This window comes from Phocaeicola barnesiae DSM 18169 = JCM 13652 (genome assembly GCF_000374585.1).
GTDB lineage: Bacteria > Bacteroidota > Bacteroidia > Bacteroidales > Bacteroidaceae > Phocaeicola > Phocaeicola barnesiae.
The window spans coordinates 53,443-75,411 of record NZ_KB894649.1 but is presented as its reverse complement, the minus strand read 5'-3'; the positions used below and the strand labels follow the sequence as shown (position 1 = coordinate 75,411).

General features: G+C 45.2%; 19 protein-coding genes. 10 read left to right on the top strand and 9 right to left on the bottom strand.

Going from position 1 to position 21,969, the window contains the following annotated elements; all coding sequences use genetic code 11:
* Positions 1-11 precede the first annotated feature (11 nt).
* From C510_RS0108425 to C510_RS0108410, 3 genes are all read right to left on the bottom strand, one after another.
* A complete protein-coding gene (locus C510_RS0108425; protein ID WP_018710906.1) occupies positions 12-764 on the bottom strand; it encodes an MBL fold metallo-hydrolase in 753 nt (250 codons plus the stop codon).
* Positions 765-1,036: 272 nt separating this feature from the next.
* A complete protein-coding gene (locus tag C510_RS17870) occupies positions 1,037-1,324 on the bottom strand; it encodes a hypothetical protein (protein ID WP_026320160.1) in 288 nt (95 codons plus the stop codon).
* A gap of 120 nt (positions 1,325-1,444) precedes the next feature.
* Positions 1,445-2,005, bottom strand: coding sequence for a flavin reductase family protein (locus tag C510_RS0108410; protein WP_025892365.1), 561 nt, complete (start codon positions 2,003-2,005; stop codon positions 1,445-1,447).
* Between the two features lie 205 nt (positions 2,006-2,210).
* Between C510_RS0108410 and bamJ the strand changes: the two genes are divergently transcribed.
* Positions 2,211-2,609 (top strand): BamJ family beta-barrel-assembly machinery protein, encoded by a 399-nt coding sequence (gene bamJ, locus C510_RS0108400; protein ID WP_018710903.1) that lies wholly within the window; start codon positions 2,211-2,213, stop codon positions 2,607-2,609.
* Between the two features lie 312 nt (positions 2,610-2,921).
* Here the strand turns inward: bamJ and C510_RS0108395 are convergent, their stop codons facing one another.
* Positions 2,922-3,959, bottom strand: a complete 1,038-nt coding sequence (locus tag C510_RS0108395; protein WP_018710902.1) for an alcohol dehydrogenase — start codon at positions 3,957-3,959, stop codon at positions 2,922-2,924.
* Between the two features lie 447 nt (positions 3,960-4,406).
* On the opposite strand from C510_RS0108395, the gene C510_RS0108390 reads away from it, so the two are divergent.
* From C510_RS0108390 to C510_RS0108355, 8 genes are all read left to right on the top strand, one after another.
* Positions 4,407-4,898: an exonuclease domain-containing protein gene (locus C510_RS0108390; RefSeq protein ID WP_018710901.1), complete on the top strand. Its 492-nt coding sequence runs from the start codon at positions 4,407-4,409 to the stop codon at positions 4,896-4,898.
* 310 nt (positions 4,899-5,208) lie between these two features.
* A complete protein-coding gene (locus C510_RS0108385; protein WP_018710900.1) occupies positions 5,209-6,018 on the top strand; it encodes a DUF4493 domain-containing protein in 810 nt (269 codons plus the stop codon).
* Positions 6,019-6,029: 11 nt separating this feature from the next.
* Entirely contained in the window at positions 6,030-7,328 is a 1,299-nt protein-coding gene (locus tag C510_RS0108380) for a DUF4493 domain-containing protein (protein ID WP_018710899.1), read from the top strand.
* A gap of 4 nt (positions 7,329-7,332) precedes the next feature.
* Positions 7,333-9,096 (top strand): DUF4493 domain-containing protein, encoded by a 1,764-nt coding sequence (locus C510_RS0108375; protein WP_018710898.1) that lies wholly within the window; start codon positions 7,333-7,335, stop codon positions 9,094-9,096.
* Between the two features lie 108 nt (positions 9,097-9,204).
* Positions 9,205-9,948: a hypothetical protein gene (locus tag C510_RS0108370; RefSeq protein WP_018710897.1), complete on the top strand. Its 744-nt coding sequence runs from the start codon at positions 9,205-9,207 to the stop codon at positions 9,946-9,948.
* Positions 9,949-9,953: 5 nt separating this feature from the next.
* Positions 9,954-11,726, top strand: a complete 1,773-nt coding sequence (locus C510_RS0108365; protein ID WP_244870467.1) for a PCMD domain-containing protein — start codon at positions 9,954-9,956, stop codon at positions 11,724-11,726.
* A 35-nt stretch (positions 11,727-11,761) separates the two neighbouring features.
* A complete protein-coding gene (locus C510_RS0108360; protein ID WP_169336142.1) occupies positions 11,762-13,957 on the top strand; it encodes a DUF4493 domain-containing protein in 2,196 nt (731 codons plus the stop codon).
* A gap of 13 nt (positions 13,958-13,970) precedes the next feature.
* Positions 13,971-14,660, top strand: coding sequence for a DUF4493 domain-containing protein (locus C510_RS0108355; protein WP_018710894.1), 690 nt, complete (start codon positions 13,971-13,973; stop codon positions 14,658-14,660).
* An 88-nt stretch (positions 14,661-14,748) separates the two neighbouring features.
* On the opposite strand, the gene C510_RS0108350 is transcribed toward C510_RS0108355, so the two are convergent.
* A complete protein-coding gene (locus tag C510_RS0108350; protein ID WP_025892361.1) occupies positions 14,749-15,051 on the bottom strand; it encodes a TIGR04076 family protein in 303 nt (100 codons plus the stop codon).
* Positions 15,052-15,190: 139 nt separating this feature from the next.
* On the bottom strand, positions 15,191-17,515 hold the full coding sequence (locus tag C510_RS0108345; RefSeq protein WP_018710892.1) for a glycoside hydrolase family 20 protein: 2,325 nt from the start codon (positions 17,513-17,515) through the stop codon (positions 15,191-15,193).
* A 192-nt stretch (positions 17,516-17,707) separates the two neighbouring features.
* Between C510_RS0108345 and C510_RS0108340 the strand changes: the two genes are divergently transcribed.
* Entirely contained in the window at positions 17,708-19,309 is a 1,602-nt protein-coding gene (locus C510_RS0108340) for a sulfatase family protein (protein ID WP_018710891.1), read from the top strand.
* A gap of 236 nt (positions 19,310-19,545) precedes the next feature.
* On the opposite strand, the gene C510_RS0108335 is transcribed toward C510_RS0108340, so the two are convergent.
* The 3 genes from C510_RS0108335 to floA are packed head-to-tail and all read right to left on the bottom strand — an operon-like array spanning position 19,546 to position 21,949.
* The gene (locus C510_RS0108335) at positions 19,546-20,031 is read right to left on the bottom strand and encodes a GAF domain-containing protein (protein ID WP_018710890.1); all 486 of its coding nucleotides are present in this window, start codon (positions 20,029-20,031) and stop codon (positions 19,546-19,548) included.
* Positions 20,032-20,051: 20 nt separating this feature from the next.
* On the bottom strand, positions 20,052-20,930 hold the full coding sequence (locus C510_RS0108330) for a nucleoside phosphorylase (RefSeq protein WP_018710889.1): 879 nt from the start codon (positions 20,928-20,930) through the stop codon (positions 20,052-20,054).
* A gap of 20 nt (positions 20,931-20,950) precedes the next feature.
* A complete protein-coding gene (gene floA / locus C510_RS0108325) occupies positions 20,951-21,949 on the bottom strand; it encodes a flotillin-like protein FloA (protein ID WP_018710888.1) in 999 nt (332 codons plus the stop codon).
* Between the last annotated feature and the right edge of the window lie 20 nt (positions 21,950-21,969).

Sequence of the window (21,969 nt, the reverse complement as noted above, 5' to 3'; positions counted from 1 at the left end):
TTTATTCGTGTTTAGTATTCCATGGAAGCTCCTTCTTTGTCGATGCTCCAGAAGGGAATGTTACGGGCATCAGTAAATTCCTTCATTCGGGCAGCCGATTCGAAACCGCTCGCCACAAAGTGCATGGGAACGAACAATCCTACCTGGAAGCGTTCGATGAACTGTCGTCCGCCCCGGGTATAACCGTTGCCGATGCGTCCGTCTACGGGAAACATCGCTATGTCGAAACGGTCCGTGAGTTTCCGGATATCCTTCAGCTCTCCCAGAAACAGTTTCTCTTCCTTTTCCGGGTCGATGTCCGTACCGAACTCGGGACTATGGATGAGGCCTCCCTGATAATCGTCGGTCAGGAAGCGGGCATACCAGTTGTTCAGGTCGCCTGCATGGAAGACGAAGCGTCCGTCCGTTTCGATGACCCATGATACACCGCTGTCGTTACTGCCTGTAGCGGTTACGTGGAGGCATTCGTCCTGCCAGGTTCCACCTTTGGCCAGCCACACATCGGCCTCTTCCTTCCGCGCGCGGCGCCGTTTCAGGATGTCTTTCGAAAGGATGTATCGGATATTGGACTTTTCGGCTTTCCAGGAGAAAATGTCACGGTTGAAATGGTCTTCGTGGAAGTGGCTGGAGAAGACATACATCGGTTTATCCGACTTCAGAAGCCGAGGGACGACGTGGGCAGGGTCCATCCAGTAGTCGAATACCAGGATGCACCGGTCTGTCTCGAGGGCAAAGCCGCTATGGAAAAGATAGGTCAGTTTCATAAGTTTATCGCATGAGGAGGCAAAGGTACGGATTGTTGGGGAGATTCCGGCAATGTCCGGGCATCATTTATTCCAGGTAACCTTCCTGTTCGTAGACCCGCCGGTAGCGATGGATCATTTCTACAAGCGGTTCCAGACGAGGGTCGGTGACTTTCATCTCTTTATAGTAGGCGTACTGCTTATTGTACAATGTACTGTTGCCGTTCTTCAGCCTTTCTTCCAGATCTGTCGGTACGAAGAACGAGGCCCGGTTTCCCAGGAACCGATAGAATTCAGTCAGGTAGATGTGGATACCCGCCAGGTCGAAATCGCCGAAATGCTTCTATCCATCGGGACAGCGTCGCTCCGCCGGTATACCGGTTGCCGATGTACTGCATGCAAGCCTCCGCATCAATGAGGCGGTAAGATTTCCGGCTGCCTTTGGACAATACACTGAGCAACCCCTCTTCCAGCAGTTCCTGGGCTATCCAGGAGGGAAGGGTACTGGAAGGAAGGGTTTCTCCCTCCAGCATCCGTTGGATTTTTCGGGCTATGGAAGCCGACAGTCTTCTGTTTTCCATGTATCTGTTTATTTTTTACGGGTCAATAACGGAACGACGTGGGTATGGCTTTGCTCGTCCTTGCTCAGCAGGTAGCATGGCATATTCGGTCAGTTTCAAAAGTAATGATTCGAAAAAGGATTATACCAGTTTCTTCCCGTCGGCAAAAGCGTTGCCAACCTGTTCGCCCAGTACCAGGTATTTGTGGTGGATGGGGTCGTATGTAATCGGCTTCAGTTTTGTCGGATCGATTTTCCCGTTTTCATCCAGGATTTCTTCGGAAGCTGATACATTGACGATGCTTCCTACCAGCTGGCAGGTTTCCGGATCGTACGAGAGGAGTTCGCATTCCAGTGTCATCGGCAGTTCCTCGATGATAGGAGCATTGACATATATTGATTTCTGGGTGTGGAAGCCGGCTTTCTGTAGCTTGTCGGGCTCCTTGTTGCCCGAAACGATACCCACGTAATCGCAGGCGGTCACAAACTCGGCCGTGCCCATGCTTACGGTGAAGGCTTTGGTGGCCAGGATATTCTGCGTGGTCTTGTGGCCTTCGGACAGGCAGATGCCCACTTCATTGTCTGTATAGATACCGCCCCAGGCCGCGTTCATGGCATTGGGGACACCGTTCTCGTCGTACGCAGCCACGATGAATACGGGCATGGGGTACAACCAGGTTTTTGATCCGAAATTCTTTCTCATAGAAACTGTATTTAAAAGGTTTTTATCCGTCGTTTAAAAGACATGTAAAGCCCGTATCCGATGACTCTCAACAGGGAGTTGACGGGGAAACCTGACAGACCATCCGCATGGATTTTCTTTCTGGTTTCAATATTCGTTACGTCTTCCAGTTTCAAAGGTAGTGAAAAATGCCTATCTTTATCCACGTTTTTCAATTTATTCAAATATGGCAAAGAAAGAATACATCCAGGCCAACAAAGATTGGCTGGCGGCCAAGGCTGCCGAAGAAGGGGTGCAACCGTTGCCCAAAGGCATTTATTATAAGGTATTGACGAAGGGAGCCGACGATGGCAAGCATCCTACTCCCCGGAGCATCGTGACAGCCCATTATAGCGGTTGGACCATCAACGGCAAGAAGTTCGACAGCAGTCGGGGTGGAGCTCCCATCGCATTCCGGTTGAGTGACTTGATAGAAGGGTGGATTATTGCCATGCAGCAGATGTGCGTTGGCGATAAGTGGGAAGTTTACATCCCTTCCGAAATGGGATATGGCAAGTTCTCACAACCCGGTATTCCCGGCGGTTCGACCCTGATTTTCGAAATCGAACTGTTGGGAATCGCTTAAAAAGACAAAAGGTTCCGGCCTCGGTTTTGATGCGAAAAGTGTAGGAATAGATTCTGACGAACAATGAAGATTGTTTCGATGAATTATTAGAATCGTGCATTTTGCAGGGATTCGATGAGATAAAAAATCCGGCCTTAGTTTTGATGCGAAAAGTGCAGGAATGGATTTCGGCGAAAAGAAGCGCAGGCTGTTTGAGCGAAGCGAGTTCCTGCGCTTTCGACGAAAACTGTTCCGGAGCCGCCTCAAAACGGAAGCCGGTGTTTTTTCTTTTTGTTAGCTTTTTCTTTTTGACACCAAAAAGAAAAAGTAAAATCATACCCCCGTTATCGCAACCTTAATCACCCCATCCAGACGATTTTCGAAAATGCGGTAAGCCTCTTCAATTTCATTCAGTGGGAAACGATGGGTGATGAGAGGAGTCGTGTCAATCTTCCCTTCAGCTATCAGCTGGAGAATCTCGGCACAATCACATCCGTCCACGCCGCCGGTCTTGAAGGTAAGGTTCTTGCCGTACATGTCCGGTAGCGGAAGTATCTGTGGCTGGTCATAGAGGGCTACAACGGTGACGATGGCATTCGGACGGGCACATTCCCACGCCAGGCGAAACGTATCTTCCGCTCCGGCCACTTCAATCACCACATCGGCACCCCCGTGGCTGCTGTGCTGCCGGACATATTCCTTGCAGGCTTCCGGTCCGACTACGGAAACATCGGGATAATGTTCCCGGACGAAGCGGGCACGTGCTTCCGATTGTTCGCAGACGATGATGCGTTCCGGATGTTTCAGCAGGGTACAGAGTAGGGTACAGATGCCCGTAGGGCCGGCTCCGATGATGAGTACCGTATCTTCTTCCTTGATTTCCGAGATGCGGGCCGCCCAGAATCCGGTCGCCAGGATATCGCCTACGAAAAGCGCCTGTTCGTCGGTTACTTCGTCGGGGATGCGGTTCAGTCCCTGATCGGCATGGGGAACACGGACATATTCTGCTTGTCCTCCGTCGATGCGGCAACCCAAGGCCCATCCGCCGTCCGGGTCTTCACAGTTGTTCACGTATCCGTGCCGGCAGAAGAAACATTCTCCACAGAAGGTTTCTACGTTGACGGTTACCCGGTCGCCGGGTTTTACGTTGTGTACGTCTGCGCCGACCTGTTCCACGACACCCACCATTTCATGGCCTACCGTAATGCCGGGTACGGCACGTGGTACACTTCCGTGTTTGATGTGGAGGTCGCTGGTGCAGATACTTCCCAGGGTGACGCGTACCAGAGCATCCTTCGGGTCTTTCAGTTGAGGAACGGGTTTCTCCAGCAGGGAGAATTTGCCGTGTTCGATATAGGTATAGGCTAGCATGATTCTTTTATTTTAAGTTTTTCAAAAGTACTCAGAATCTCTGAAAGTGTCAATTTCTCCGATGAAAAAACTTCTGTGTCAGCTTTTTCTCTTTGATAAATCCGTTTTTATTCGCTACCTTTGACTGATGGTAGATAATTGCTTTTACTTTTTCTTTTGGGCGGCCAAAAGAAAAAGTAACAAAAAGAAAAACCGCCGGCTTCCGTTTTGAGGCGGCTACGAATTGTTCTCCGTCGGAAACGCAGGAACTCGCTTCGCTCAGACAGCCTGCGTTTCTTTTCGCCGGAAAACGATTCTTCGCTTTTTCGCCTCAAAACTAAGGCCGGAACCATGATTCTTGTTGTTACAGTTCTATTCTATTATGGAAAAACAGCTTTTTCATGTGATAGAGCCGGAATTATGATTGTTGTTTTTTACAGCAACGTTAATACATAAGAATACCAAACGATGAAAGACTTTGCAGCGATTGATTTTGAAACCGCCAACAGCGAGCGGACGAGTGTCTGTAGCGTAGGCGTAGTCGTAGTACGTAACGGCGAAATAGTGGATTCCTTCTATTCCCTTATTCAGCCGGAGCCGAACTATTATACCTATTTCTGTACGCGGGTGCACGGACTCTGCCGGGAAGATACCGACTCTGCTCCGGTTTTTCCGAAGGTCTGGGCGCAGATCGCTCCGCTGATAGAAGGACTTCCACTGGTAGCACACAACAAATCGTTTGATGAAGGTTGCCTTAAAGCGGTGTTCCGTTGTTATTGCATGGATTATCCCGATTATACGTTCTACGATACCCTTTGGGCTTCCCGTCGTGCCTTCCCGAAAGCAGAGAACCATCAGCTTCATACGGTAGCGGCCCTTTGCGGTTACCGGTTGGAGAATCATCACCATGCCTTGGCCGATGCGGAGGCCTGTGCGTGGATAGCGATGAAAATACTCTGATTGACAGCTGGCTAAGTGGTTGGACCTGTTCAGCTTGTAACAGCCGGTTGAAAAAGAATAGGGGGATGTTGCGATGTTGAAAGTCGATGGAAAGTGTTTCTTTCAAATAGCAGAGAGTCCGGTTCTTTTGTGTGGAGAGTTCTTGTCTGAAAATCCCCGAAAATGAAAAATGGAACAATTGGGGTCCTGATTTCGTGGGTAGATTCTCGAAAAATTGGCGAAAAATAAAAAAAACAGACCTTGTAGGGATGAGTGGTTTGTCGTTATTTTGCACCGTGAAAAACTGAGAAAAATAGAGAAAATTTAAATAATGATGAGAAACGTCTTTTTAAATGCCGTGGGAGTATGTGCGATGCTCTCTTTGATGGCTTCCTGCTCTTCGACGGAGGACAGTCCAATGAATAACGATGGTTATGGAACTGTCAGTCTGAATATTTTAACCGATACACAGTTTGAATCCAGAGCGGTGGATGAATCAGCTTATTCCAATCTGGATAATTATACGGTGCAAATTTTGAAAGATGGAAAGGTGGTTAGTGGTATGGAGTGGAAATATGCTGATATACCGGAGGAAGTGATAGAATTGACTAATGGAGGTTATGAACTGAAAGCTTTCTATGGAGAAGACAAGGCTACTTCTACTACCGGGATGTATGTTGAAGGTATTAAGACGTTCAATGTTAATAGTGATCAGTCACAAGTAGAAGTGACTTGTCAGCCTGTTTGTGCACGTGTGAAAGTAGAATTTGATACAAAAATGGCTGAATACTATCAGGATTATTCGGTTGCTTTCCATACTTTAGCGATAGCGAATGAGAATGCTGATCTGGATGCTTCGTTTGTTTGGACAAAGACTAATACAGATCCTGTTTATTTAAAGGTTAGTCAGAAAGAATCAGTGAAAGCTGTGATTACATTGGTAGACAAGAAAAGTAAAACTACTACAATTGATAAGTCATACGAATTGAGCCCCAATGAAGCTTTAAAGATGAAGATTGTTCCAACTGTATCGCAAGGTAATTTGGGTATTGTCATCGATGTTGATGAAACCACCAATGATATTCCAGTGGATATTGAGATTCCTTCAGAATGGGTAGACGAGAAAGTTGAAACAAAATAAAAATAATACTGATGAAAAAAATTCAAACAATGATATATGTAGCCGGTATGCTGATGGCGGCCGGTCTGGCTTCATGTGAAATGAAAGATGAGCTGAAAGGTAATACAGAGATTGTTTATTCTGAAGTGGGATATCTGGATTTGGGAGTCGCTGTTGGGCAAGGCTCTTCTCGTGCAGAGGATTCTTCTGTTAGTGCCAACGATTTTCCTGTTGAGATTGTGGGAACAGATGTAGAGTATACCAAGATTTTTGAAAGTTATGAAAAAATGTTGGAGGAATCACCGATTGTTTTGCCGGTTGGAAACTATACGGTTACAGCACATACCAATGGTATTTTGGAAGCAGTGATGGATAACCCCTATTATGGCGGTCAGACTCCATTAACCATTAAGAAGGATGTAACAGAGACAGCCGAAGTGGTGTGTAAGATGGAAAATACCAAAATTCAGATGGTTTATGATACAGAATTCTTGAATACCTTTGATACATGGGATATTACTGTAACAGATGGTAGTCAGCATATTTTGACTTACACAGAAGCCGATAAAAATCCAAAAGCAAAATATTGGTTGATTCAAGAAGGGGTATCTGCCATTAAAGTACAGATAGAGGCGATAACTAAAGACAGTGTAAAGGTTTCTGAAACCCGTTTGATTTCTAAACCTGAAGATGCAGATTCTGAATTTTGGGGCGGTTCAGACGACCTGAAGATCACTATGACGCCTGGGGATCCGGATGCGAATACCGGCGTTGGTGGAATAGAGGTTAAAGTGGAAATTACTTTTACAGAAAAAGATGAGACTGTAGAGATTCCGGTGGAAGGTGATGATGAAGTAACGGAACCTAGTGAGCCGGAGAAACCAGGAGATGAAGAAGATACGGAAGATTCAGAAGAAGAAGGTCCTTCTGTTATTATTCCACAAAGCACATACATATTACCAGATGATGCTTCGAAAAATGCAAATGTTACGATTAAGGCTGAAGCTGGAATAAAAAGTGTAATGGTTGTGATAAAGGCAGATAATAATAGCTTTGAAGATGCTTTAGGATTATTGGAAGGAGTAAATTTTTCAACTGGCGTAGAATTAGTTGGTAATAATTCTTTGGAAGAAATATTATCATATATAGCTCCAGGCTTAAAGGTTCCAGCAGCAGGTGACACTGAATATATTTTCCCTGTTGGCGCTTTTTTTGAGGCCCTTTCTAGTTTAGATGCAACTGAGACATCTGGTCATGAATTTATTATTACTGTAAAGGATAATAAAGAGAATGAAAAAGGATCAAGTTTAAAGGTAAAGGTTGTAAAATGATACTATGAGCCGTATTTATTATATATTAATTGCAGTTTTTCTTTTTTCTTCATGCCAAAAAGAAGAATTCTTAAGTGACTCCGTAGGTTATCTTTGTCTTAATATTGGAGAAAGTAATTCTACTAATAGTCGAAGTGAAGTCCCAGAAAATTACCAGCCTAAACAAATTGCAGTTCAGATATTGAATGCTAAAAATAAGGTGGTGAAACAGACAGATGATTGGGAAATGTGGAAGGATTCGTTGTTGACTCTAAATACAGGGACTTATACCATCAAAGCATCTTCAAATGGCTTTGATGGACAAGCTGCTGGGTTTGATATTCCTTATTATGTTGGTTCAGAAACTGTAACTATCGAGAAAGGAAAGCAAGTGACCAAAAAAATTGTTTGTACTTTAGCCAATGTAAAGGTGACAGTTAAATTTGATAAAGAGTTTGTCAGTAAATTCAAATCTGTATCAGTGCAGGTCGGTGATACGTTAGGAAAGAATGTCCTTTTATTTGATACTTGTGAAACCCGTTCAGCATATTTCCCAGTTGCTCCTTTGTTTGCAGAGGTTGCGGTACGTAATAATGATGGAGTTAGCCATAAATTGAAAAAAGTGTTTTCTGAAGTGAAAGCTCGTGATCATTATATCTTGAATTATAAATTAGCGGAGTCCGGGAAAACTAATATCACGGTTACACTTGACCCTACCACCAATAAATTCGAATATGTTTTTGCTGTATCACCAGAAGCAACTAATCAAGCTTCGTTAGTAGCAAATCCTTGGAGCAATTTTGTGTTTGTGGAGGCAAATAATATAACCGTTGGTAGTGGGATAACAATTGATCCAGCTCAGGTAAAATTTGAATATAAGGAAAATTCAGCCAAGGAATGGTCATCTGTATCAGCGGTGCAAGAAGGTGAGGATTATACAGCTAAAATTTCTGGATTGAAGCCTGCTACTACTTATACTTACCGGATGGTATGTGGAGATGTGTTTGAGTCGGCATCATCGGAATTCACTACAGAATCCGCTACCGTTTTATATAACGGTAACTTTGATTCCTGGTATCAGTCTGGAAAGACGTGGTATGCTGTAGCAGAAAGTGATTTTGCTAAAGGTTCGTTTTGGGATTCCAGCAATCCGGGTACCACACAGGGAGCTGGGTCGTTAGTGAATATTAATCCAACTCAAGGTAATAGTTCTGTTGTGCATACTCCTGGAGGTAAATCCGCTGAGTTGAAATCGCAATATAAGGTTAAATTTGCGGCAGCCAGTCTGTATGCAGGTTCGTTTGGGGGATTGGTTGGCTTAAGTGGTGCGAAGATTAATTTTGGACAGCCTTTTACTTCCCGTCCAACTGCTTTGCATGGCTGGTTCCAATATGCGCCTAAATCTATCGGTTATGTGGGCAATAATCAGCCGAGTGGTACAGTAAGTAAAGGGGATCCGGATATCTGTTCCATTTACATCGCATTGGCGAAGAAAACCTATACCATTGACAATACGGATACCAGTACTTTCATTCAGTTTGAGACGGATGATAATATCGTCGCTTATGGAGAATTACCTGCCAACCAATGTGTGGATACCGGCGGACAATGGAAGGAATTTACCATCGATTTGAAATATAAAACATTGGATTGCCCGAAAGATATGTATCTCATATTGGTGGCTAGCTCTAGTAAATACGGTGACTACTTTACTGGAGGAGATGGTAGTACAATGTATTTGGATGATTTTGAACTGGTGTATGGTGATGAACCGGTGATGTGGAAATAATGAATATCTTTTTGTAAGATACAAAACCCTTTGGCTTTTCTTTATAGGAAGACCAAAGGGCTTTTGAGGTAATATAGATGGATTGAATTTTAAATAAAAGACTTGTTAATGAAAAAAAACATATTGCTGGTTTGTGTATTCTTGATAGTGGGCATTTTAGTAGCTTCTGCACAGAAGCGTAAAATACAGCGGATTGATCGTGAGGTGCAGGAGCGGGTATTTATTCCCAAAGGCCAATGGATGACTGGAGGTAGTGTTTCTTATTCGGAACACGAGGAAGATAACCTGAATTTTCTGGTATTGAAAGATTTCGAGGCTTTGGGTTATGATTTCAAGGTGAGTCCCTACGTAGGATACTTTTTCCGTGACAACATGGCGGCTGGTGTGCGTTTTACATATAGTCGCGATTATCTGGATTTGGGAAATGCGGATATTGACTTGGGAGATTTGACTATTTCATTGAAGGATTTGTATTACTTGGAGCATAAATATTCGGCTTCCGGTTTCTTGCGTACATATATGCCTATCGGGAACAGTAAGATTTTCGGACTTTTCAACGAAGTCCGTTTGACTTACAGTTACGGTGAAGGTAAAAACTCTACGGGATCGGGGACAGAATATGATGGTACTTACCAGACTACTAATAGTGTACAGATTGGTATTGCTCCGGGACTGACCGCTTTTGTGACTAACTTTGCGGCTGTAGAAGTTTCGATGGATGTGATGGGTTTTGATTTCAAGTGGGTGGAACAGCAGACCAACCAGGTAGAAACCGGTAAACGTCGTACTTCTTCCGGTAACTTTAAAATTAATCTGTTTTCCATTAACATCGGTATGACGTTTTATTTATGATAAGTATGAAAATGAGATATTGTTTTGATTGGATGAAAATCAAAAGGAATGTAGATGGACAACGGATAGTGGGAGCATTGGTGTTGTTGCTGACTGTGGTTTCGTGCGCTATCGAAAATGATATTCCATATCCTATTGTGGAAGGTCGTATTACTGCTTTTACAGTGGAGGGTCAGCGTGCTGCTGAAGGTGAACAGAATATAGCGGCTAACATTGATGCAAAGGCGCGCACTGTGACTCTCTATGTAAACGATTCTGTAGATATTTCCCGTCTGAAGATTACTCAATTGGTTTGTAACCCGACAAATGCTACATTGTTGGTAGATGGAAGTCTGTGTGAAGATGAGTCAAAGTTTCCTTCTACAGGATTTTCGTCTTTGGACAGCATTCCTATTTCTTCGAATACCCGAATGGATTTTACCAATCCGGTGATGTTTACTTTGCGTACTTATCAGGATTACGTGTGGACCGTATTTGTACAGCAGATAATCAATCGTGAGATAGATGTTGTAGGGATGACTGATTATGTAATCGATGAGAGTACACATACCGTATTGATTTGGGTTGCTGATACCGAGGATTTAAACAATTTGCAAGTAAATAAATTGGACTTGGGAGGAGAATATGGGGAAGTATATCCTGATCCGACTACAATTAAAGACTATTCTACCAACCAAACCTTTTATGTGCGTTACAATTGGGAAGGAGATGCAGTGCGAACCGCATGGACAGTAAAGGTTCGGAAAAATTCTGAAGGAGGGGGAACATCGACTCCTACTACTAATGAACTGTCTGTTAATGCCTGGAGCAAACATGCTTACGTTTCTGTGAAAGCAACTTCTGCTGATGGATGGACGGCAGAGTATTCGGTAAAAGGAAAAGACTCTTGGAGTTCTGTAAATACAAATGTGAATGGAAATCTGTGTGAAGCAACCTTGAAAGGGCTTTCTTCTGGTACGACTTATACTTGTCGGATGAAAGATAAGGAGGGGAATGTTCAAGTAACTTCTGATTTTACTACTGAATCCGCTACTGCTTTATATAATGGTAACTTTGATTCCTGGTATCAGTCAGGTAATACGTGGTATGCTGTATCAGAAGGTGATTTTACAAAAGGTTCATTTTGGGATTCCAGCAATCCGGGTACCACACAGGGAGCTGGGTCGTTAGTGAATATTAATCCAACTCAAGGTAATAGTTCTGTTGTGCATACTCCTGGAGGTAAATCCGCTGAGTTGAAATCGCAATATAAGGTTAAATTTGCGGCAGCCAGTCTATATGCAGGTTCGTTTGGGGGATTGGTTGGCTTAAGTGGTGCGAAGATTAATTTTGGACAGCCTTTTACTTCCCGTCCAACTGCTTTGCATGGCTGGTTCCAATATGCACCTAAATCTATCGGTTATGTGGGCAGTAATCAGCCAGGTGGTACGGTGGGTAAGGACGATCCGGATATCTGTTCTATTTACATCGCATTGGCGAAGAAAACCTATACCATTGATAATACGGATACCAGTACTTTCATCCAGTTTGATACGGATGATAATATTATCGCTTACGGAGAGTTACCTGCTAATCAATGCGTCGATACCGGTGGGCAATGGAAAGAGTTTACCATCGATTTGAAGTATAAAACTTTGGATTGTCCGAAGGATATGTACCTCATATTGGTGGCTAGTTCCAGTAAATACGGAGACTACTTCACTGGAGGAGATGGTAGTACAATGTATCTGGACGATTTTGAGCTGGTATACGGTGAAGAACCGGTAATGTGGAATTGATTATATGGAATAGCATTAAGAAATAACTTATGAATATGTTCTTATCAACAAAGAAATTATGGATTGGTATGGCTTTGGTAGCATCCTTGGGATATTCCTGCCAGCATGAAGATGGCTTGGGCGTAGAAGCTATTACTGGTTTCAAGGTTGCATTGGTGGACGAACCTTCTGTTACCGAAACCCGCTCCACTCCCCAAGAACTGGGAAAACCTACTGTGGACAAGTTCAAATTGAAAATAGCGAACAGCGCGACTGGAAAATCCATCTATGACGCAGGCTACACCAAAGACATTATCAAGGCCTCTGCCGGTGTGTATGATGTGACAGCCTCTTTCGGAGACAATGCGGTATTGGCTTACGATGCTCCGTATTATGAAGGAAAGAAGGAAGATATAGCCATCGAAGAGGGAGATACCGCTTCGGTAACTGTGGAATGTGCTGTCGCCAATGCGTTGGCTTCGGTAACTTTCGAAGATTCAGACAAATTCAAAGAACTTTATTCCAGTTATGCCGTGGAAGTGGCTGTAGAGAACTCTTCGTTGAAGCTGGGGGACGGAGACAAGCGAAGTGCCTATTATCGGGCTGACTCGAAGCCGACTTTTACCTTTAAAGGGGTTTTAAAAGCGAACGGAAAGTCGGTGGAAGCACTGTTGGAGGATAAGACACTCAGCGATCCGGCTACTTTTGCTGCCAAGGCTCATTGTCGGCTTACTTTGGCATTGAAGGAAATGGTACCGGGTATCATTCCTACCATTGTCAAGACAGAAGTAGATACTGTGACTGTTTCGGAAACTCTTCCAATGGAATGGTTGCCTGCTCCGAAGGTAAGTGCGACCGGTTTCAGCGAGAACAGAACCCTGGATGTGTATGAAACTGCTCCAACAGAAGCAAGCATTGATTTCGATTTGTCTTCACCGCTTCAAGACATGGATTTTTCGGTAAACTTTGCAGATGAGAACTTGCAATCACTGAACGGGGATTATACCTTGTCTGCTTTAACAAACGAGCAACGGTTGGATTTTATCAATGCCGGTATTGATATACCAATTATTGGGGAAAATAAACCTTCTGTGAGGTTCTCCAATACATTGACCGGTGCGCTTCTGGCAACCAACGAAGGGGTAGTGAACAATACCTTTACACTGAAAAGTGTCAAGGCGAATGACCGTACCAATGCAGACGGTGCTTTGACTTATACCATCGCTACACATAAGCCGGAGTTTACGGTATCGGTACTTCCTGGAAATATCTGGACAAAGGAGTTTACAGTGGAAGAGATTACTGTGGAAGAAGGAAAAGGAGATTTGAATACTCTTAAAGAGAAGTTAGTATATCAATATAGTGATGATGAGGGTAGCTCCTGGAAAGATTTAAATGATACACGGAGACAATTTTTTGACGTATGTCCTGAGACAAAAAGTTATTTAGTACGTGCTGTGTATCGAAATGAAATAGTATCAGAAATTAATAATGTAGAATTAGAAATTCCTACACAATTGCCGAATTCTGGAATGGAAGACTGGTATATAGAGACTAAAACGAAATCTGGTACATGGCCTTTTAAAGATAAAACATATTATACATACCATCCTTATACCGAAGGTGCAGGAGATTCTTCTTGGTGGGATACGAACAATGATAAGGCCCAAGGAGGAACTTATGCTTTAGGTATTTGGTATGAAGGTTGCTTTGCTTCATGTGTGAGCTATACGGAGGATGCTCATGAAGGTTCCAAAGCTGCACTCATGTATGTATCCGGCTGTGGAGACGGATATGCTAATACACCTGTCACTTATGTGGGTGGAGCAATGGTAGGAAGTCTGTTCATTGGCTCTTATAATTCAGGTATAGTTCAAGGGCATGGCTTTGCTTCTCGTCCAACTTCGTTGTCTTTCTGGTATAAGTATAAGCCATATAACACTGATGCATTTAAAGTGGTTATTTTTTTGAAGAATGGTGAAAAAGAGATTGCAACAGGTACGTATGAGCCGCAAGCTTATTCAGAAGAAGATAATGGATATATTCAAGCTACGGTTGATTTTAACTACAGTGATGAAATGGAAAAACCTACAACGATATGTGTACAGTTCTTGGCCTCAAATAAGACATCACTTTCTGAAGATGATTTTGAGAAAGGTACGACTATCACATATCCTGTTGTTGGAAATTGGACTGTACACATGGGAAGTGTGTTGAAAATCGACGACATTTCCTTAGTTTACGATAAGTAAAAAAACTGAAATCATGAAACAAACGATACTATACTTTATAGCAGGACTGTTTTTTCTGACCGGCTGTACCCAAGAAGAACCGTCACTTACAGAAAGTAATCAGGTGGGTTATCTGACAGTAGAAGACCTGACTCTTCAGCAGGCAGAACAGATTTCCGTAGGTTCACGTGCCGTAGACGCGGATTTGTATGTGGAAATAACCGATACAAAAGCTACAACAACATACAATCCCGAAGCAGTACCAGCCAAAATAGAACTGACTACAGGGACTTGTACGGTGAAAGCCTACAATGCTGCCTACAAAGACAATACGACGAATGCTGCCAAGTATTATGCGGAGACAACGGTTGAGATAAAGGAAGGAAAGGTGGAATACCTGTCACTGGAAGTCCCGATGGTGAATTACGGGGTTACATTAAGTCTGCCGGATAACTTTTCGGTCTGGTTTTCCGACTATACCTTCTCCATCGGTAAGAGTGCTGCTACCGAGACATTCAGCTTGAAGGAAGATGAAGTGATATATTTCGATTATCAGAAAGGAGATGTCCTCAGTTATTCGTTAAAGGTAACCAGCAAGGAAGAAGCAGACGGCATGTTTACGCAGACCGGTTCATATGGCTCTGATGAAGGAAAAACTATTGAATCGGGGAAAATCTATCAGATTATCTATAACTGGGAAACGAAAGCATTGGAAATGAACTGATTTCCGTAACAGGGAAAGTCTCAAGCCGTGTCGGTACCTTGTATGAAAGGTTGGCACGGCTTTGTTTTTATCGCTTATTGAAGTGAGGTTATTCTATTACCTCCAGCAGAAAGCTGACCGGCCGGAAGCCGTCGTTGCACGAAATCATGGCCGATTTCTCGTTCTTCATCCATCCTTCGTAGATATTGGTACCTCCGTGAGCCAGTGTCATTACAAAGGGAGACATACTCTGCCAGGCGCTTTCGCAGAGTCCTTCGGGTTTCTCCCATCCGTTGGCAATGAATACCTGTCCCACATGCATGTCGCAGGCATGTTCCATCGGGTTTTCGTATTCTTCCATCAAGTCCTTGTAGCAGGCCATCCGCATAACGGTGATTCTGATTTTCTTCATGGTTGTGAATCTTTTAGGTTCCCCAAAGTTAATGATTCTGTCTAGAAATAACAAAGCTGTCCGAAAGAAGAAAAAAATACCCTATCCCGTTCAGTATATTTCTGAGTAGGATAGGGTATTTTCTGTTATCTGATCAAGATCAGAAGATTTCTATTTCATCAATAAACATATAGGCTTTCTTTCCTGCACCTGAGTGCCATTTCGGAAGAACAGGAGTATTCTTACCGACGACGCGTACATAGCGGGCAGGAGTCTTGTCGAACTTGATTTCCTTGCGCTCCAGGACATTGTTCTTACTGCCTTTCTCCAATACCGGAATGGTGTTGGAAGCTATTTTGCGGAAGTCCTTGCCATCGGCCGATGCATAGACTTCGATTCCCGTCAGACCGAAGATGTAATCGCCCGGAACCAGATAAGTACCGATGGTTACAGCAGAGATTTCTTTTTCTTCCTGCAGGTCGATGGTGGCATCCAGATTTTCGCCGTAGATACCGATGTAGCGTCCGGAACGGTAGTTGTCATCTCCCTTCAGTCCGTCTACCAGCAGATTGGCACCTTTATAAGTATAGTTCGGGTCGGGTGTGCATGCCAACTGGATAGGACGCATGGTCGCCAGGTTGTATTGCAGAGTCTCTTCTACTGTATTGCTTTCTCTGCCGTCTCGGATAGCCTTGGCTTTTACTGTGACAGTATTGCCATCGAGGGTGACCGGTCCGTTATACTGCTGTGAAGCGGCGGTTGGTTCCGAACCGTCTGTCGTGTAATAAACCGGAGCATTGTCGAAAGTGTTCAGGGTAATTGCAGCTTTACCGCCTTCGCCTACCGGATTGATATCCATGGTTACATCTTCGATATCCTGTTTGTAGTGATAACCGTTCAGTGTATAAAGGTCAAGCTGATGGCGGAGGCGTTTCAGGAAACCGTCCAGATTTTTCTTCTCCGGATTGCTCCATTGCAGTTCACTCAGTGCGGCGATACGTGGCATCATCTGCCATTCCATCTTGACACTGTCTTTGGTCCATTCGGTCCAGATACATCCCTGTACCCCGATGATATTTTCTTTTTCTTCAGCTGTCAGTTTTTCGTTGCGTGGTTCGAAGTTGTATACGCGTTCTACGCTGCTGACTCCTTTCAGGCGGTTGTAACCCGGATTACTGAAATACAGGTGGCTGATAGGGCAGATAATGGTCTGATGGCCCAGTTGGGCAGACTTGATTCCTGCCTTGATACCGGTCCAGGCCATGACTGTAGTACTCTTGGCCGGATTACCTTCCAGAATTTCATCCCAAGCCAGCATCTTGCGGCCACGCTTGATGATTTCTTTTTCTACTTCACCCATGAAATAAGCCTGCAACTGGTTCTCCTTGGTGTGTTCCGGTGTACTTTTCAGTTTCAGTTCCTTGATTTTTGCCTGACATTTCGGACATCTTTCCCATTCGTATTTCGGACATTCGTCGCCACCTATGTGTATGTAGGGAGAAGGGAATATATCCATGATTTCATTGATGACATCTTTTGCGAACTGGAGGGTCTTTTCGTTACCGCCACACAATACTTCACGGAAGACACCGAATTTGGTTGCGGTTTCATACGGACCGCCTGTACAGCCCAGTTCCGGATAAGAAGCCAATGCTGCCAGCATGTGTCCCGGCATATCGATTTCCGGAATAACAGTAATGAAACGTTCGGCTGCATAGGCTACAATTTCTTTGGCCTCTTCCTGGGTATAGAAACCACTGACCGGTGTACCGTCGAATTCACCGGAACCGGGAGCTGTGATTGTTTCCTTACGGTGGGAACCGATTTCTGTCAGTTTCGGGTATTTTTTAATCTCGATACGCCATCCCTGATCTTCGGTAAGATGCCAGTGGAAGTAGTTGATGTTGTGCATGGCCAGGATGTCGATGATTTCCTTCAGGTAATCTACCGGGAAATAGTGACGGCCTACATCTACCATGAAACCGCGGAAATCATAAGTCGGGAAGTCTTTGATTGTCCCTGCTGGAAGAGAAGCAAGCGTTTTGCCTTCGGTGATAGGCAGTGCCTTGTAGATGGTCTGGATACCGTAGAAAACACCGGCTTCGGTATTTCCTTTTACCGTAATTCCTTCGGAAGAGATATTGAGTTCATACCCGTCTTTGGCGGTGGCGACGCTTGGGTCCACGCTCAGGGTAATGCCGTTCTTTCCTGCCTTCGTGGAGACCTGTACTTCCGTACCGGTCACTTCTTTGATGTAGGAAGCCAGGAAATGGGCTGTACGTTCCAGCTTTTCATTGCCTTCCGGATAGCAGATAACGGTGGATGAGTTGATGACGAACGGAGCGGCATTGGCTGCCTCTGTAATTTCTTGGGGGAGTGGGATGACATTCAGGTCTCCCAGACTAACTTCTTTCTGCGAACATGCAGTCAGGCAGCACACCAGAAAGGCTCTGGCCGCCCATGTCGTTAACTGTGTCTTTTTCATAATAAGCGATGGTATATATTATTATATTCGGCTACAAAAATAAATAATTTTCTTTTAAAACCCGTGTTTTTTTTAAAATATTTCATATCTTTGCTCTGTTGATTAGAGTTGTTATAAATCTAATAGCTCCTCACTCGCCAACCGGTGTGAAATAATGAGGAGAGAAGACCATGAATTAAATCTAAACATATCATGAAACATTTATTTAGTAAGTCCTATGGAGGACAGATTCTGTGTTTGGGGGCAGCTGCACTGGCCGCTACAACCGCTTCGTGCAGTACCGAAAAGAAAGCACCTGCCAAACAGTACAACATCGTGTATATCATGACAGATGACCACACGGCGCAGATGATGAGCTGTTACGATACGCGGTATATCGAAACACCGAATCTGGACCGTATCGCCAACGATGGTGTCAAGTTCACCAACAGTTTTGTAGCCAATTCGCTCAGTGGACCGAGCCGTGCCTGTATGCTGACGGGTAAGCACAGCCATGCCAACGGTTTTACGGATAATACGACCTGTGTGTTCGACGGTTCTCAGCAGACTATGCCGAAACTGCTTCAGAAGGCCGGTTACCAGACTGCCATCATCGGTAAGTGGCACCTCATCAGCCTGCCTACCGGTTTCGACCATTGGGAGATTGTACCGGAACAGGGTGATTATTACAATCCGGACTTCATAACCATGGATAACGATACCATTCAGAAGCAGGGATACATTACGAATCTGATTACGGATATGAGTATCGACTGGATGGAAAACCAGCGTGACAAGAGTAAGCCGTTCTGCCTGTTCATCCATCACAAGGCCATCCACCGCAACTGGTTGCCGGAACTGAAGTACCTGTCGCTGTATGAAGACAAGACATTCCCGATGCCTGATAATTTTTACGACGATTATGAGGGACGTCCGGCTGCAGCTGCTCAAGAGATGAATATCCTGAAAGATATGGATATTATTTATGATACCAAGATGTATCGTAAAGATAAGGATACGCGCTTGAAAGGGGCTTACGAGGCGTATGTAGGCCGGTTGAATCCGGAAGAAAGAAAGGTATACGACGCCTTCTACGAGCCGCTGATTGAAGATTTCTACAAGAAGAATCCGCAGGGAAAAGAACTGGCGGAATGGAAATACCAGCGTTACATGCGCGATTATGCCAAAGTGGTGAAATCATTGGACGACAACGTAGGGCGTGTATTGGACTATTTGAAGGAAAAGGGCCTGTTGGACAATACCCTGGTGGTCTATACCTCCGACCAAGGTTTCTATATGGGTGAACATGGCTGGTTCGACAAACGCTTCATGTACGAGGAATCCATGCATACACCGTTGATTATGCATCTGCCGAAGGATTTCAAGGCGAAGGGAGACATTCCGCAGATGGTACAGAACATCGACTATGCACCGACATTCCTGGAACTGGCCGGAGCTCCGATACCGGAAGACATCCAGGGGGTATCGCTGGTTCCGTTGCTGAAGGGTGAGAAACCGGCCGACTGGCGTAAATCTCTGTATTATCATTTCTATGAGTATCCGGCAGAACACATGGTGAAACGTCATTACGGTGTACGTACAGACCGCTACAAACTGATTCATTTCTACAACGATATCGATGTATGGGAACTGTATGACTTGAAGGAGGACCCGACCGAAATGCATAACCTCTTCGGCCAGCCGGGATATGAAAAGATTACGGAAGAGCTGAAGGCTGAACTGGTGAAGTTGCAGACGCAGTATAAAGACCCGATTGAGGCAAAACTGAAACAGCAGCAGGAAGCTCAGAAATAATTCGGACTGAACAGTATATAAAAAGAAGAGTGAAGAATCTTGACTTGCTTCGAAGCGCAGGATTCTTCACTCTTTTTCTTTGGAAATTTCCGATATCATTGACGGGGGTAAAAGACGAACGAAGTTTTACTGTAAACGAACGGACGGATTGATTGGTTCGTCCGTTCGTTTGATTCAAAACAAACGTTTGTCTTTTTACCTGTTTGACAGGTATTCAATGGCTTCAGGTAAAGACATCAGTAGAGTGTATCGGTTAACAGGTTGACGAGTTTCTCCAGATATACCCGGTCTGTTTCGTCGAATGAGTTAAGCCGATCACTGTCGATATCCAGTACTCCTTTCACTTCTCCACGGCTGATGATGGGGACTACAATCTCGGAACGGGAGAGGGAACTGCAGGCGATGTGTCCCGGAAACTGGTCTACATCGGGTACTACTTGGGTAGTCTGCTGCTCCCAGGCTGTTCCGCATACGCCTCTTCCTTTTCGGATGCGGTAGCAGGCCACACTTCCCTGGAACGGACCGAGTACAAGCTGTCCGTCGCGAATCAGGTAAAATCCTACCCAGAAGAAACCGAAAGCTTCTTTCAAGGCCGCGGAGGTATTGGCCAATACGCTGATTTCTTCTTTCTCGTCCTGTATAAGTGGAACGAACTGTTCAAGAAATGTCTGATAACGGGTCTCCTTGCTGCAGGAGTTGTCTAGTTTAAAACTTGCTTCCATGTCATTGTAAAAAGAATCTGTCAGATGCGTTCCAGAACCATCTGTATCAGGTTGTTCATCAATTTCTTATAATCGGTGTTGGCTTCTTGGGCTACGCGGTTGGCGATAACCAGGCAGACTGTGGTGGCACGGTGTCCGAGCAACCGTGACAAACCTGCCAATGCGGAACTTTCCATTTCATAGTTGGTGATGCGCAGGCCGTCGTATTCGAAACTGCCAATCTTTTCATTCTGGTGCGGGTCGGCCAACGGAATACGCAGTTGTCTGCCTTGCGGACCGAAGAAACCGCCGCAGGCTACGGTAATGCCTCGTTTCATGTCGGTACGGGCGATACGTTCCACCAGTTCCTTGTCGGAATGGATGGCGTAAGGAGCCGGACAGCACATGTTACCGCTCCATCCCAGATGATTCAGCAGGGCACGTTCCATCGGCAGGTCGCAGACGGCGTTCCGACCTTGGTAGAAATTGAGCAGCCCGTCGAAACCGATGGACACTTCTGAACAGATGTAGGTTCCTATCGGAGTGTCTGGCTGGAGTCCACCGCAGGTACCGATGCGTACGATTTCGAAGGAGCGCAACCGGTCCTTGGTCTCGCGGGTCTGGAAATCGATGTTGGCCAGCGCATCGATTTCATTCAATACGATGTCTACATTGTCGCAACCGATACCGGTGGAGATGATGCTGATGCGCTTTCCCCGGTATGTCCCTGTCGTGGTATGGAACTCACGGCTGACAATCTGGCATTCCACATCATCGAAATACGATGCAATGAGGTCAACACGTGCGGGGTCGCCCACCACGATGATTTTGTCTGCCAACTGTTCGGGCTTGACATGCAGGTGATAAACGGAACCGTCTTCGTTGATGAGCAGTTCCGAAGGAGCAAAATAAGTCTTCATAATTGCAGCATTTATAGGGGTTATTTACCGATTGGTTCGTTGCTGGCCGGATGACTGTCCGGTTTGGCAATGCTGGAACGCATGTCCGTATCGGCTTGTATATTCTTCATCCGGTAATAGTCCATGATGCCCAGGTTTCCGTTGCGGAAAGCCTCGGCCATGGCTTTCGGTACTTCCGCTTCTGCCTGGATGACGTTGGCCCGTGCTTCTTCGGCTTTGGCTTTCATTTCCTGTTCCAAGGCTACTGCCATGGCTCTGCGCTCTTCGGCTTTGGCCTGTGCGATGTTCTTGTCTGCATTGGCCTGGTCTATCTGGAGGGAAGCACCGATGTTGCGGCCGATGTCGATGTCTGCGATATCGATGGAGAGAATTTCGAAAGCTGTTCCGGCATCCAGCCCTTTGCGGAGTACCAGCTTGGAAATGGAATCCGGATTTTCCAGTACGGACTTATGGTTTTCGGACGAGCCGATGGAAGATACGATACCTTCTCCTACACGGGCCAGTACGGTGTCTTCACCGGCACCACCTACCAGTTGGCGGATGTTGGCACGGACCGTGACACGGGCTTTGGCTATCAGCTGGATACCGTCTTTGGCGACTGCTGTTACCGGAGGAGTGTCGATGACTTTCGGATTGACCGACATCTGTACGGCTTCGAATACGTCACGGCCAGCCAGGTCGATACCGGTAGCCATCTGGAAAGACAGTTCAATGTTGGCTTTCGAGGCCGATACCAGGGCATGGACCACTTTCTCTACGTGTCCGCCGGCCATGTAGTGTGCCTCCAGCTCATCGCGGGTAATGTTGCTCAGTCCGGCTTTGTGGGCTTCAATCATGGCCGGTACAATGGTGTAAGGAGGTACATTACGGATACGCATCAGAAAGAGTTGTACCAACGAGATGTGTACGCCTGATACCTTGGCCGACAGCCAGAGGAAAAAAGGTACATAATGGAAGAAAATCACCAGAAAAACAACGGCTGCAATGCCGACGATGATCGGAAAATACATGGGGTCCATAAAGCATTGTGATTTAAGGT